The sequence below is a fragment of the Micromonospora pallida genome (assembly GCF_900090325.1).
Taxonomy (GTDB): domain Bacteria; phylum Actinomycetota; class Actinomycetes; order Mycobacteriales; family Micromonosporaceae; genus Micromonospora; species Micromonospora pallida.
In genome coordinates this window covers 764,963-777,820 of the sequence record NZ_FMHW01000002.1, presented here as the reverse complement: position 1 = coordinate 777,820, position 12,858 = coordinate 764,963, and the positions used below count along the sequence as shown (strand labels likewise).

Sequence of the window (12,858 nt, the reverse complement as noted above, 5' to 3'; positions counted from 1 at the left end):
CAGCCCTTGGTTGTTGATCTCTTCCCTAGACAAGAAGAATGATCAACCAAGGGCTGTCGTCATGACCGACCGGGACCACCAACCGAACCGCCGACGTTAAAGATCAAGTTACAGATCTTGAATGGCCAGGTTCGTCCGATGTGGTCTGGTGTGACGGGTGTGGGCTGGGGTAGATCGATGGGATGAGGTATCCCGATGGAGGTGGGTTGTCCGCGCGGGGGCGGGCGAAGCGTGAGGCGGTACGGCGGCAGGCGGCCGGGTGGTTTGCCCAGGATGTGTCGGTGCCGGAGATCGCGCGCAGGCTGCGGGTGTCGCAGACCGCGGTGTACGGATGGCGTAAACGTGGAAGGCCGGCGGTGAGCAGGCCCTGGCCTCGAAAGGGCCCGGCGGGTCTCGGTGCCGCCTGGATGAGGGCCGGCTGCGACGGCTGGCCGACGCCTCGGACGAGGGCCCGGCGGCACACGGGTTCGGTGCCGATCAGCGATGGACCCTGGCCCGAGTGTCGGACCTGATCGCCCGGAAGTTTCACACCCGGTACACGCTGCGCGGCACGGCGAACATCATGTACCGGCTGGGCTGGTCGGTGCAGGTCCCCAAGCATCGTGCGGTCGAGCGTGACGAAGCCGCGGTCACCACCTGGCGCAAGGAGACGTGGCCGGCGGGAAAACGGTAGCGGCGCAGCGGCAGGCGTGGCTGGTCTTCGAGGACGAGGCCGGTCAGACGCTGCGCCCACCGAAGGCACGCACCTGGGGACGACGCGGGCACACCCCCGTGGTCCCGATCTCGGGCAAGGGCTCCGGCCGCGTCTCGATCGCCGGGCTGACCTGTTACCGGCCCGGCGAACGATCCCGGCTGATCTACCGCACGATCACCCATCGCGGCCGCAAGAACGAACGACGCAGCTTCAGCGAACGCGACTACATCGCCCTGCTCGACGCCGCTCACCAGCAGCTCGGCGGACCGATCGTGTGCGTCTGGGACAACCTGAACACCCACGTCTCCGCCGCCATGCGGCAGATGATCGACGCCCGGGACTGGCTGACCGTCATCCGGCTACCGGCCTACGCCCCGGACCTGAACCCGACCGAGGCAGTGTGGTCCCACCTGAAACGCAGCATCGGCAACCTCGCCGTCACCGGCGTCGACCACCTTCTCGCGATCATCAAGAACCGACTCAAGAGCATCCAGTACCGCACCGACCTAATCGACAGCTTCCTCGCACATACCGGACTGACCCTCGAACCCGACACAACCTGACCATTCAAGATCTGTAGCTGTCCTCGTGGTCCCGTAGCTACCTGGCAACGTCGCTCATCACCTCTGAACAGATGGCAACAGCCCCTGCTGTCGTGCTGGCTGCGGTAACGATGAACCGCGAGAAGCACGCCGAGTGCGCCGGTGACGATGTGCGTTCTAGGGTGAGCGATCCGCCAAATGCGGATCTCGCTCCAATCGTTGAGGCGGACCCAGTCCCGCTTAGACCAGAGCCCGCCCCAATGCCCGTTATGTCAGTGGATGTGGCTCACCGGTGAGTGCCGCCAGCGCGGCGGCTACCTCGTGGACGGTTGCGCGGACGTAGGTGGCGGTGGTTCCGGCGTCGCCGCCGTTGCCTGAGTGACCGGCGTAGCCGCGGGCCACCGCGTAGCCGAAGTTCCGCTCCACCCACGTCAGCGTCGTGTGCCGTAGCCAGTGGGTGCTGATCTGCTGCGCGTACACCCACGGCAGGTGCTCACCGATACGAACCCACAGGTGGTCGTAGCGGCGGTACGTGATCGGCTGCCCGTTCCGGTACCGCAACAACTGGCCCGTTCCCGTGGCGTGCCGCTCCTCGGCATGCCGCTGCAGGTGTCTCATCAGTGTCGGTGACACCGGCTGCCACCGCACCGTGTCCCCCTTCTCCCGCAACAGAATCAGGCACTGGTCCGGATCGAGGTCGACCGGGCGCAACGCCAGCGCCCCGCCACGGCGGCACGCCGTCTCGGTGTGCAGCCGCAGCAACAGACTGTCCAACGCCGGGTCATCGCCCGTACTGGCAGCCACGGCGTTGATCTCCGCCAACCGGCTGTCCGCCACCGCCCGGCGGGTGCTCGGCAACCGCCCGCCTGTACAGGCACCGCAACGCCGCGATCAGATGCTCCGCCGCGCTACGCCCGCCACGGGCGTTGCGCCGGGCCACCACATGCGTCTTGACGTACTCCGCCAACTGCTCGATCTCTGACGGTGTCGGCTCGTCCAACCGTCGCTGTCCCCAGTGCTCCAGGACCCGATTCCAGTACGAGCCGTACGCCCGCCTCGTACCCGCGGTCACAGCCGCCGACACGACCGGCACGTACTCGGCGAACGTCGGCGCCGGTAGACACTCCGACGCCGCCTCCACAAGATCAGCCGGCGAGATCCCCATCCGCGCCAGCAACAACCGCGCGGCATCCAACTCCGCCCGCCCCGCCGGGGTGTCACTCATGTGCAATCACCGCCAAGGGCCGCAGCGTGGGCCCGGGCGATCATCGCGTCCAGCGCAGCCGGTGGATGCACCACGAGCCGGGAGGCGTCCGGCTCGGCCACCAGGAACACACGATCGCCGGCAGCGAGCCCACACCACTGCCGGACCACCGCCGGCAACCGCAGGTGCCCCTCCTTGGTCACGGCGAACACACCCTGCTGATCGGCGGCCACGATGATCAGCCCCGCGTGTTCCCGGATGTCGAGTCGACGGCCGGGAGCCCAACCGAGGGCCCCCATCGCGGTCCGATCGGCAACGCGTCCCCGGGAATCGAGGGTGGCCAGGCCGTAGACGGTGCTCGCCGCGCGACGGGCGGCAAGCCTCGCCAGCGGCAAGGGCGGTCGCTTCATCGCACCTACGGAGGACTGCCCGCGACCAGCGCTCAGCTGACCCGGCAGAACCACAGCCGGGATCACGGAGGAGACAGCACGGGTACTCATGATGCCCACCGCCCCGTGAGCGGGGCCGCCATGGGCTTACAGAGAGTAAAGGAGGGTGGTTGAAACCACTCAACCACCGGTCCGCAAAACGTCGCACGAATGCTACGCGGGAGTGTCCGAGGGGGGACTTGAACCCCCACGCCCTATACGGGCACTAGCACCTCAAGCTAGCGCGTCTGCCATTCCGCCACCCGGACTTGCTCATCCAGCCTACCCGACTGCCAGAGTGGCTTTTCACCACCCTCTGGCTGCCCCGGCGGGCCGCACGGGGCATTACTGTACACCGCCGAACTCGATCATGCACATCACCTTTCCCCCACCTTCCGGCAGACACGTTTCCCCAGCTCAGAGGCGTGAAGACCGGAATCGTCGATGGGAATCCCGCGTCGGCGGGAAATCCTCGGCATGCCGACGCACACCCGGGGTGGCGTTCCACGGTCGGCTACCGGCAGCATGACGGAGTGTCCCAGCCGTCTCCACTCTCCGCCGTCCGGAACCGGGCCCTTGCCCTGCGCGCCGGGGGCGACCTCGCCGGCGCCCGTCAGCTCCTCGCGGACACCGTCGAAGCGGCCCGCCCCCGTCTGGGTGAGGATCACCCGGACCTGCTGGGCACCGCCCACCTCCTCGCCGGGTTGCACCGGGAGGCCGACGACCCGACCGGCGCACGGCGGGTCCTCGAGGAGGCGTTCGCCGCGGGAGAGCGACGGTGGGGGCACGCCGACCCGCTGATGATGGCGATCGCGTTCGACCTCGCCGGCGTCGCAGAGGAACTCGGCAACCGCCACGAGGCTCGTCGCAACTACCAGCGCGTCGCCACGTCCGGCCCCGCTGTCCTCGGGGCCGACCATCCGGCGGTACGCGCGGCGCGTGCCTATCTCGGCCTGGCCCCGGCCGCTCCGGCTCCCGGAAACCCGGAGACGCCAACAGTCGCCATGCCTGCCGCTCCGGCTCCTGGGAATCCAGAAGCGCCAACAGTCGCCATGCCGGCCGTTCCGGCGCCCCGCCAGCCTGGCGCCGCCGCACCGGCTCCGGTGGGCGTCGGGCGCCCGCAACCTCCTCCCCCGGCACCTCGGCAGCCGCAACCGATGCCCCCGGCGAGTTGGGCGGAGCAGCCGCCCGCCTCGGTCACGCCCCCGCGCCAGGCGGCACCGCCGCTTCCGTCGCCGCCCGTACCGCCCGCTCCGGAACCCACCCGCCGGGCCGTACCGCAGCCCCGCAGCGCGCCGTCGGCTCCGGTCGCACCACCGGCCACGTCGGTGACGGCGCCTGCCGTCCCGCCCGGTCCACCGGTCCCGCCACAGACGGGTACGGAGGCCACGCCCGGTGGGGCATCGAACGCCACGTCGTCCGCCCGGACCGGGCCGTCCCGTACCTCATCGGGCCCAGTGCCGGGGCCGGGGAACGACACCACCCGCCCGGTGCCGGCGCAGGACTGGGACGAGCCGACCGTGCAGGTCCAGCAGATCAGCACCGCCGATCATGGGCCTCGGCCGGTGGGCGCACCGCACGGTGGGCCGCCGGCATCCGCACCCCCGGGGTACGCGGGCGGGGTCGCCCCGGTCAGCGCGCCCCCGGAACTCCCGGTCAGCGGTGCGCCGTTCGCGCCCTCGGTCAGCGGCCCGCCGTACCCGGGACCGGTCAGCGGTCCGCCGTACGCGGACCCGGTGAGCGCGCCGCCGCACCTGGCCGCTCCGGTCAGTGCGCCACCGTCCGATGTGCCCCCGCACGTCCCGGTCCCGCCGGGCGGGTCGTCGGCTGCCGCTGCCGCCGGACAGGTGAGCACCCCCGCGTGGGATCTCATCGCGCCGGCGGGAAGGCCCGCCCCGGCCCCGGCCCCGGCCCCGGCTCCGGCTCCGGCTCCGGCTCCGGCTCCACCCTCCCTGGCCCCACCCACTCCGGCTCCGCCCGCCCAGGCCCCACACGTCCCGACTCCACCCGCTCCGGCTCCACCTGCCCCGACAGGCCCGACCGGCCCACCGAGCTACCCGCCGGCCGAGGTGACCGCCCGGTTCGGGGCCGCCCCGTCGCCGGTCGTGAACCCACCGGCGGGTTATCCGTTCCACCCGCTGCGGCGCTCCGCAGCCGACGCGCTTGGGCAGTCCGGCCCCGGGTCGGCGGAGCCGGCCGGTGAGTTCTTCGCGCCGCTGCCGTCCCCACCGCCGCCGGACGAGCTCTCCCCCGCGTACCCGTCGGTGGAGCCGGACCGCCGCGGTGGTCGGCGGCTGCTGGTGGTCATGGTGGCGGTGGCCGTGGTGGTGGTCCTGGTGGTGCTGGCCGGCGCGGCGTTGCTGGTGGTCAACGTGTTGCAGGATCGGACGGCACCCAATCCGGCCGCGCCGTTGACGACCACCGCGCCCACCCCGGCGGAGACCTTCGAGCCGCCGGGTGACCTGCGGCTGCGGGACGACGGCACCAGCGTCACGTTGACCTGGACGGACCCGTCCGGCGGGGTGGTGCCGTTCGTGGTGGCGGGCGGCCAGGCCGGTCGGCAGTTGGGTGCGATGACCAGCCTCGACCCGGGACGGACGAGCTGGACGGTCAACGGGCTGAACCCGAGGCTGGACTACTGCTTCACCGTCCTGGCGGTCTACTCGACCGAGTCGTACGCCACGTCCGGCCAGGTCTGCACCACCCGCAAACCGGCCCCGACACCAAGCTGATTGGACATCCTCGCTGCGTACGGAGGGTGTCCGGAGGCGGACGGTGCGGGTTTCCCCCGTGTCGGCGGGGCCATATGATGGCACCCGGCTCACGGGCGGGCCGCCGGGAAACGGCGCGCCACCTGGCTCGATGCTCGGGCGAGTCCGATCACAGGGGGAGGCAGCCGGCTGTGGCCACCACCGACGACGCCAGCAGCGGATCCGGGACCACCAGACGTCGGTCGCGGATGCGCGGCGGTCTGGTCACCGTGGGCACGGTGACCGCGCTGCTGGCCGCCATGGGACTGACCGTGCTCAACCTGGGCTACGCCGACAACGCGGTGGCGAACTACGACGCCTCGTCGTGGCTGTGGAGCACGGCCCGTAGCGAGCTGGCCAGGGTCAACGGGATCACCGCCAAGGTGGACACCCGGGTGGAGGTGCCGCAGGCGAAGCGGCACCCGATGCAGGTCGCCCAGACCGACCGGCTGCTGGTCCTGCGGGACCTGAACACCGGCCAGGTCAGCTCGCTGGACCTGGCCACCCTACAGATCACCGCCACCACCCGGACCACCCCTGGCCTCGGCGTCAATGTGGCGCTGCACGAGGGCGCGGCGTTCGTGGTGGACGCCGTGCAGGGCATCGTGCGGCAGCTCGACCCGCGGTCGCTGGCGCCGGTCGGTGAGCCGGTGCGCTACCCGCCGGGCATCACCGGTGGGTCCTTCGACGGTAAGGGCCGGCTGTGGGTGGCGGTGCCGAGCGAGGGCACCGTCTCGGCGATCACCCCGGCGGAGCTGCCGGAGCAGCCGGCCACGACGGCCAGCGCCGGCGGCGGGTTGAGCCCGAAGCAGGTGAGCACCCACGCCGTCGCCGACGGCAGCCACGAGCTGGTGGTCTCCACGCTGGACGACGGGGTGGCGGTGCTCGACCGTACGGTCGGCGCGCTGGTGACGGTGCACGGTGACACGGTGCGCCGGGTGGCGCTGCCGGCGACCGGGCTGGGCACGTTGCCGACGCGGACCAGCGGCTCCCGGGTGCCGGTGACCGTGCCCGACGCGCGGACCGTCCACGTGGTCGGCGACGACGGACGGGTCCAGGATTTCACCGTGCCCGGCAGTGGGGACGGGCTACGCCCGGCGGTGGCGTGGGCGGGTCGGTTCTACTGTCCGGACTCCACCGGCGGGGTGATCTACACCTTCGACGCCGACGGGAAGCTGGTCGACACGATCTCCGGCCGGGGCACGCAGAGTCCGCTGGAGCTGGAAGTCCGCGAGAACCACCTGTTCATCAACGCGCCGGACTCCTCGACCGCCCGGGTGGTGAACGACAAGCACCAGGTCAGCATGGTCGACAAGTACGCCAACGACGTTCTCGGCGGGGATCCGCCGCCCGCTCCCCACCTCCTCCCCCAGCGAAGAAGCCGAAGGTCGGCAAACCGAGCGCGCCGCGCGGGGTGACCGCCGCCGCCGGTGACGCGTCGGCCCGGGTGAGCTGGCAGGCGGCCGCCGCCAACGGCGCCGCGATCGTCCGCTACGTGGTGGAGGGTGGCGGGCAGCGCGTCGAGGTCGGTGCCAACCAGCGCGCGGTGGAGGTCACCGGGCTGACCAACGGGGAGGCGTACCGGTTCCGGGTGCACGCGGTCAACGCCAAGGGCGCCGGACCGGCGCGGACGAGCAACCCGGTGGTGCCGACGGCGGAGGTGCCGGACGCCCCGGCGGGGGTGACCGCGAGGGAGCGTCCGGACGGCACGGTGCAGGTCCGGTGGACGGCTGCGAACGGCCAGGGCGCGAAGATCACCCGGTACGTGGTGACGGCCGCGTCGGCCGGGGCGAACGCGCCCGCCGGTGAGTCGAAGGGCACCGAGCTGGTGGTGCCGGCCGGTGAGCTGGAGTACGGCCGGCAGTATGCGTTCACCGTCGTCGCGGTCAACGACCGGGGCGCCGGGTCGAAGGCGTCCGGGGTGAGCAACACGGTGGTGCCGTTCACCGCGCCCGAGCGTCCGGGGCGGCTGCGGGCGGAGACGGTGCCGGACCGGCCGGGCACGATCGTGGCGGAGTGGGACCCGGCCGAGGCCAACGGCCGCCCGGTCACGGCGTACCAGGTCGAGGTCGGCGGGAAGCGCCGCGACGTGCCCGACACCCGGGTCACCGTCGACGGGCTCGGCGACGGGCAGCACGTGACGGTGACGGTGCGGGCGGTCAACGAGGCCGGACCGGGCGCGGAGGCGACCGCCACCGCGCAGACCGTGGCGCCGCCGAAGGTGACGGTCACCGGCGGGTCGGCCACGACCACCTCGGTGACGGTGAAGGTGACCGTGGACGCCGGGGGCGGGAAGGCCACCTGCACGGCCAGCGCGGGCGGGAAGACCTCTCCGGCGGGGGCGTGCGACACGTTGACGGTGAGCGGTCTGCTGGCGGGCACCTCGTACCCGGTGACGGTGACCGCGACCAACGCGGCCGGGAAGGTCACCGCCACCAGCACGCAGAAGACCGACCCGATGTACGGGATCGCGACCTGCAACAACGGCTCGGCCCCCGACCAGCAGACCTACTGCGACGCCGAGGTGGACGGCCGCAACGGCAACGAGGTGTTCGAGGTGCCCCGGCAGGACAACGGCCGGCAGGCCGGCTGGGCGAAGCCGGGCACCCGCTGGCAGGCCTACTGCAAGATCAAGGGTGAGCACGTCGACTCCTACGTCTACAACGACCAGAAGGCGAGCACCTGGTGGGTCCGGATCAACTACGGGGGCCGTAACTACATCCCCTGGGCCTGGCTGAACCTCGAAGGCGGCGACAAGATCGCTGCTCTCCCCGACTGCTGACCGCGCCCGCCGGCAAGGAGCACCCGGACCGTGAAGACCCACCAGCCGTTGACCCAGCAGGAGGTGCAGCGCTTCGCCGCGCTGGCCGCCCGGCTCGCCGAGAACGTCAACTCGGTGGTGCTGGGTAAGCCGCAGGTGGTGCGGTTGGCGTTGACCGCGCTGTTCGCCCAGGGGCACGTGCTGCTCGAGGACGTGCCCGGGGTGGGCAAGACCACCCTGGCCCGGGCGATCGCCGCGACCGTCACCGGCGAGTGGCGGCGCATCCAGTTCACCCCGGACCTGCTTCCCTCGGACGTCTCCGGGGTGACGATCTTCAACCAGGCGACTCGGGGTTTCGAGTTCCACCCCGGGCCGGTGTTCGCGAACATCGTCATCGCCGACGAGATCAACCGGGCGTCGCCGAAGACCCAGTCGGCGCTGCTGGAGGTGATGGAGGAACGCACCGTCACCGTGGACGGCGTCCGCCATCCGGTGCCGCAGCCGTTCCTGGTGGTGGCGACGCAGAACCCGGTGGAGATGGACGGCACGTACCGGCTGCCGGAGGCGCAACTGGACCGGTTCCTGGTGAAGCTGTCGGTCGGCTACCCGGACGAGGCGGTGGAGGTGGAGGTGCTGCGCGGGGCGACCCTCCGTTCGCCGGAGGCGCTTCCTGCGGTCACCGACACCGCCACGATCGCCGAGCTGATCGGCATGGCGCAGCGGGTGCACATCGCCGAACCGCTGTACGCGTACGCGGTCCGGCTCGCCGCAGCCACCCGGAACCACGCGCACGTACGGGTCGGGGTCAGTCCCCGTGGGGTGATCGCGCTGACCCGGGCGGCCTGCGCGTACGCGCTGATCGACGGGCGGGGCTGGATCATGCCGGAGGACCTGAAGACCCTGGCTGGCCCGGTCTTCGCCCACCGGCTGCTGCTCTCCTCCGACGCGCAGGTACGCGGCGTGAACGCCGCCGAGGTGCTGCGGCAGGCGATCGCCTCGGTGCCGGTGCCGCTGCCGTCCGGGCAGACCGTCCCGGCGCGGGCCTGACCTGTCGCGGATGGGGATCACCGCCCGGGGTGCCGGGTTGCTCGTCGCCGCCGTCGTGCTGCTGGCCGCCGGTTTCACCTTCGCGTACCCGGAGCTGACCGTGCTGGGCGCGGCGGCCGGCACCGCCGTCGGCTACGCCCTGGCCGTCGCCGCCCGGCGGCCGAGGTTGGCGGTGACCCGCCAGGCCGACCCGGACCGGGTGGGCCGGGGCGAGCCGGCCCGAATGACGTTGACCGTCCGCAACGCCGGGCGGCTGCGGGCGGCGAACCTGGTCGCCGAGGAACGCTGCGGGAACCGGACGGTCCCGGTGCCGTTGCTGCGGCTGCGCCCCGGCCGGGACGCGACGGTCAGCTACGACGTACCCACCACCCGGCGCGGCGTGGTGCCGGTCGGTCCACTGCGGATCACCCGCCGGGATCCGCTCGGCCTGGTCGCGCTGCCCCGCGCGTACGGCGACACCGTGCCGGTGTGGGTGCACCCGCGCGTCCATCCGGTGAGCGCGGTACCCACCGGGGCGGGACGCAGCCTGGACGGCCGGGTGGACGGGGTGCCGCACGGGTCGATCACCTTCGACTCCCTGCGCGAGTACGTGGTCGGTGACGAGTTGCGGCGGGTGCACTGGCGGACCAGCGCCCGGGTCGGGGAGCTGATGGTCCGGGAGAACGTGGACACCAGCCTGCCTCGGATCGTGGTGCTGTTGGACAACCGGGTCGACGCGCACCCGGACCGGGCCGACGGCACGGCGGAGAGCTTCGAGGTCGGCTGCGAGGCGGCGGCGTCCGTGGTGGCCGCCGCGCTCCGCGAGGACCTGCCGGTGACCCTGGTGACGGTGGTGCCCGACGACGACGCGGACGCGTACCCGATGGACCGGCTCACCACGGTCGGGCTCGGCGCGGGGTCGCTGTCGGAGGCGACCGCCCGGCTACGGCAGCAGCGGGCCGGGGACACCCTGGTCTTCCTCACCGGGCCGGGCGGGCGGGCCGGGTTGGGCCACGTGGGCGCGCTGCGCGGGGCGTACCCGTCGGTGGTGGTCGGGGTCCTCGGCGCGACGGACCCGACCCCGGCGGACGGGGCGGGCCTGGTGGTCATCGACGCGGCCGACGGGGCCGCGTTCGCCGCCGAGTGGGACGGGGTGCGCCGGTGGTGACCGCGCTGAGGGTGCTGCGGGCGCTGCCGGTGCCGCTGGTCCTGGTCGGGATGACCGGCCTGGCCGGGATCGCGCTGGGCCGGGTGTACGCCGGGGACCTGCTGACCCGGTTGCTGCTCGGCGCGGCGGTCGGGTCGGTGCTGGTCAGCGTCGCCGCCCGCCGGCTGCGGTCCTGGCTGGTCGCACCGCTGTCGGTGCTGGCCCTCGCCGGCTACACGGCGCTGGCGCTGCGGGTGGCGGCCCAGCGGGCCGACCTGCCGGGCGGTCTCGGACAGCTCGTGGTGGACGCCGCCGGCAACGGCGTCGCCCGGCTGCTGACCGCGATGATCCCGGTCGAACCGACCCCGGACACCGTGCTGGTGCCGCTGGTCGCCACCTGGCTGGCGGGGCTGGCCGGGGCGGAGGTGGCGCTGCGCGCCGGGCGGGTGCTGCTGGGCTTTCTGCCGCCGACGCTGCTCTACGCCGGTGCGGTCTACGTGGTGGGTCCGAACGCCGACCCGGTGCTCTGGCCGACGCTGGCGTTCGCCGGGCTGGCCGCGATCGGGCTGGCCGTCACGGGCGGGACCGCGCCGCCGGGAGCGGACGGTGACCTGACCACCGAGGCGCGAACGGCGCTGCGGACCACCCGGACGGTCACCACCGCCGCCGGGCTGGCCGTGGTGGTGGGACTGGTGGCTCTGCTGGCGCCGGTGGTAGCCGGGCAGGTCGACGGCCGCCCGGCGGATCCCCGCCGGTACGTGGAGCCGCCCCGGGTGGAGACGCTGGACGAGAACCCGCTGATCCGCATCTCCGGGTGGGCGCTGAACCCCGAGCGGAAGCTGCTCGACGTCGCGGTCGACGGCGCGTCCCCGACCGCCGCTCCCGCCGCGGATGCCGGGCCGCCGGAACCCGGGTCGGACGAGGTGCGGCTGCGGCTGGCGGTGCTCAGCGACTACGACGGGGTGACCTGGCGGGTCGGCGCGACCTACCGCAACGCCGGCCGGGTCCTGCCGGCCGTCGAGCCCGCTCCGGGCAGCCGGTTGGACACCGTCCGGCAGGAGATCACCGTGGCGGATCTCAGTGGACGGCTGCTGCCGGCCGTCGCCACTCCCCGGGAAGTCGACGGGGCGCGGGTGGCGTACGACCCGGCGACCGGGACGCTGATCCGCCCGGACGGGCTGACGCCGGGACTGCGGTACACGGTCACCTCGGTACGGGAACGCCCGGACCTGAACCTCATCGCCACCGCCGACGTACCCGCCGGCGATGCGGTCTCCCGGGAGCTGCGGGTCGCCGACGGGGTGCCGGACCCGATGCGCCGCCTCGCCGCCCAGCTCGCCGAGGAGAACGGCGCCCCGTACGCCCGGGCCGCCGCGATCGAGCAGTTCCTCGCCGAGCACTACCGGGTGGTGGCCGACGCGCCGAGCGGGCACGCGTACCCGAACCTGAACTTCTTCCTGTTCGGGCCGCGCAACGCCGGTGGGCAGCGGGGCACCTCCGAGCAGTTCGCGGCCGCGTTCGCGGTGCTCGGTCGGTTGACCGGGCTGCCCACCCGGGTGGTGGTCGGGTTCAGCACCTCCGGCAGCGGGCCGGTGCGGGCCGCCGACGCGTTCGCCTGGCCGGAGGTGCTTTTCGACGGGCTCGGTTGGGTCGCCTTCGACCCGCTGCCCCGGCCTGACGACGAGCCGCGCCCGGTGGAGGAGGACTTCCGGCCGACCCCGGAGGAGCCGCCCCCATCGGAGGTGCCGGAGCCGACCGTCGAGCCGACCGCCACTCCCCCGGCGGTGGCCGCCCCGCCGCGCCGGGAGTCGACGGGGACACCGGTGGCGGTGCTGGTGGGCGGCGGCTCCGCCGCGCTGCTGCTGCTCGTCGCGGCGGTACTGGCGGTGCTGGTCGCGGCCCGCCGGACGCTGACCCGACGGCGACTCGGTCGGGGTGACCCCGCGCAGCGCATCGCCGGCGCCTGGCGGGAGGTGACCGACGCGCTGCGGCTCGCCGGGCAGCCGGTCGGCGGAGACCTGGCCGCCACCGAGGTGGCCGCGCACGCCCGCCGGCTGGTGGTCGACGGCACCCCGGATCAAGACGAAACGACGACCCCGACGGCCGCGTCCCCGGTGGAGGAGTTGGCGGCGCTGGTCAACCGGGTCACGTTCGCCCCGGACGGGGCCGACGATGACGCGGCCACGCACGCCGGACGGATCGCCACCGACTACGGGCGTGAGCTGCGGTCGGCCCAGCCCCGCTGGCGGCGGGTGCTCTGGCCCGTCCACCCGGGCCCGCTGCGCTGGCGCCCCTGACCCGCCTGC

10 protein-coding genes, 1 tRNA gene and 2 pseudogenes are annotated in these 12,858 nt (G+C 73.1%); 9 read left to right on the top strand and 4 right to left on the bottom strand.

From position 1 onward, the window contains the following. Window positions 1–182 precede the first annotated feature (182 nt). The 3 genes from GA0074692_RS36825 to GA0074692_RS03605 are packed head-to-tail and all read left to right on the top strand — an operon-like array spanning window position 183 to window position 1,257. Window positions 183–512 carry a helix-turn-helix domain-containing protein gene (locus tag GA0074692_RS36825; RefSeq protein ID WP_245730111.1) on the top strand — a complete coding sequence of 110 codons (330 nt, stop codon included), beginning with the start codon at window positions 183–185 and terminating at the stop codon, window positions 510–512. Then, window positions 500–673 (top strand): helix-turn-helix domain-containing protein, encoded by a 174-nt coding sequence (locus GA0074692_RS35605; protein WP_245730110.1) that lies wholly within the window; start codon window positions 500–502, stop codon window positions 671–673. Before GA0074692_RS36825 ends, GA0074692_RS35605 begins: the two co-directional genes overlap by 13 nt. After that, entirely contained in the window at window positions 652–1,257 is a 606-nt protein-coding gene (locus tag GA0074692_RS03605; RefSeq protein WP_245730108.1) for a transposase, read from the top strand. The genes GA0074692_RS35605 and GA0074692_RS03605 overlap by 22 nt, the downstream gene beginning before the upstream one ends. Window positions 1,258–1,503: 246 nt before the next feature. On the opposite strand, the gene GA0074692_RS35600 is transcribed toward GA0074692_RS03605, so the two are convergent. From GA0074692_RS35600 to GA0074692_RS03585, 4 genes are all read right to left on the bottom strand, one after another. Further along, complete coding sequence (locus tag GA0074692_RS35600) at window positions 1,504–2,040, bottom strand: tyrosine-type recombinase/integrase (protein ID WP_245730107.1); 537 nt, start codon at window positions 2,038–2,040, stop codon at window positions 1,504–1,506. Beyond that, the gene (locus tag GA0074692_RS35595) at window positions 2,018–2,461 is read right to left on the bottom strand and encodes an integrase (RefSeq protein WP_245730105.1); all 444 of its coding nucleotides are present in this window, start codon (window positions 2,459–2,461) and stop codon (window positions 2,018–2,020) included. The genes GA0074692_RS35600 and GA0074692_RS35595 overlap by 23 nt, the downstream gene beginning before the upstream one ends. Continuing rightward, a complete protein-coding gene (locus GA0074692_RS03590; RefSeq protein WP_245730104.1) occupies window positions 2,458–2,850 on the bottom strand; it encodes an AbrB/MazE/SpoVT family DNA-binding domain-containing protein in 393 nt (130 codons plus the stop codon). Before GA0074692_RS03590 ends, GA0074692_RS35595 begins: the two co-directional genes overlap by 4 nt. A gap of 203 nt (window positions 2,851–3,053) precedes the next feature. Beyond that, a tRNA-Leu gene (locus tag GA0074692_RS03585) sits at window positions 3,054–3,137 on the bottom strand. Window positions 3,138–3,293: 156 nt separating this feature from the next. Between GA0074692_RS03585 and GA0074692_RS36820 the strand changes: the two are divergent. The 6 genes and pseudogenes from GA0074692_RS36820 to GA0074692_RS03555 form a co-directional block, all read left to right on the top strand. Beyond that, window positions 3,294–3,575, top strand: a pseudogene (locus tag GA0074692_RS36820) (hypothetical protein); the annotation flags it as partial. A 1,362-nt stretch (window positions 3,576–4,937) separates the two neighbouring features. Beyond that, window positions 4,938–5,600 (top strand): fibronectin type III domain-containing protein, encoded by a 663-nt coding sequence (locus tag GA0074692_RS35590; protein ID WP_245730593.1) that lies wholly within the window; start codon window positions 4,938–4,940, stop codon window positions 5,598–5,600. A gap of 170 nt (window positions 5,601–5,770) precedes the next feature. Beyond that, window positions 5,771–8,400, top strand: a pseudogene (locus GA0074692_RS03570) (fibronectin type III domain-containing protein). A 30-nt stretch (window positions 8,401–8,430) separates the two neighbouring features. Beyond that, a complete protein-coding gene (locus tag GA0074692_RS03565; protein ID WP_091639291.1) occupies window positions 8,431–9,426 on the top strand; it encodes an AAA family ATPase in 996 nt (331 codons plus the stop codon). A gap of 10 nt (window positions 9,427–9,436) precedes the next feature. Continuing rightward, window positions 9,437–10,573: a DUF58 domain-containing protein gene (locus GA0074692_RS03560; RefSeq protein WP_091639289.1), complete on the top strand. Its 1,137-nt coding sequence runs from the start codon at window positions 9,437–9,439 to the stop codon at window positions 10,571–10,573. Window positions 10,574–10,623: 50 nt separating this feature from the next. Then, entirely contained in the window at window positions 10,624–12,849 is a 2,226-nt protein-coding gene (locus GA0074692_RS03555; protein ID WP_091652509.1) for a transglutaminase TgpA family protein, read from the top strand. Window positions 12,850–12,858 lie beyond the last annotated feature (9 nt).

Coding starts and splice junctions, on each gene's coding strand:
- GA0074692_RS36825 (WP_245730111.1), top strand. CDS start 183: ATGAGGTATCCCGATGGAGGTGGGTTGTCCGCGCGGGGGCGGGCGAAG.
- GA0074692_RS35595 (WP_245730105.1), bottom strand. CDS start 2,461: ATGAGTGACACCCCGGCGGGGCGGGCGGAGTTGGATGCCGCGCGGTTG.
- GA0074692_RS03590 (WP_245730104.1), bottom strand. CDS start 2,850: ATGAAGCGACCGCCCTTGCCGCTGGCGAGGCTTGCCGCCCGTCGCGCG.
- GA0074692_RS03560 (WP_091639289.1), top strand. CDS start 9,437: ATGGGGATCACCGCCCGGGGTGCCGGGTTGCTCGTCGCCGCCGTCGTG.
- GA0074692_RS03555 (WP_091652509.1), top strand. CDS start 10,624: ATGACCGGCCTGGCCGGGATCGCGCTGGGCCGGGTGTACGCCGGGGAC.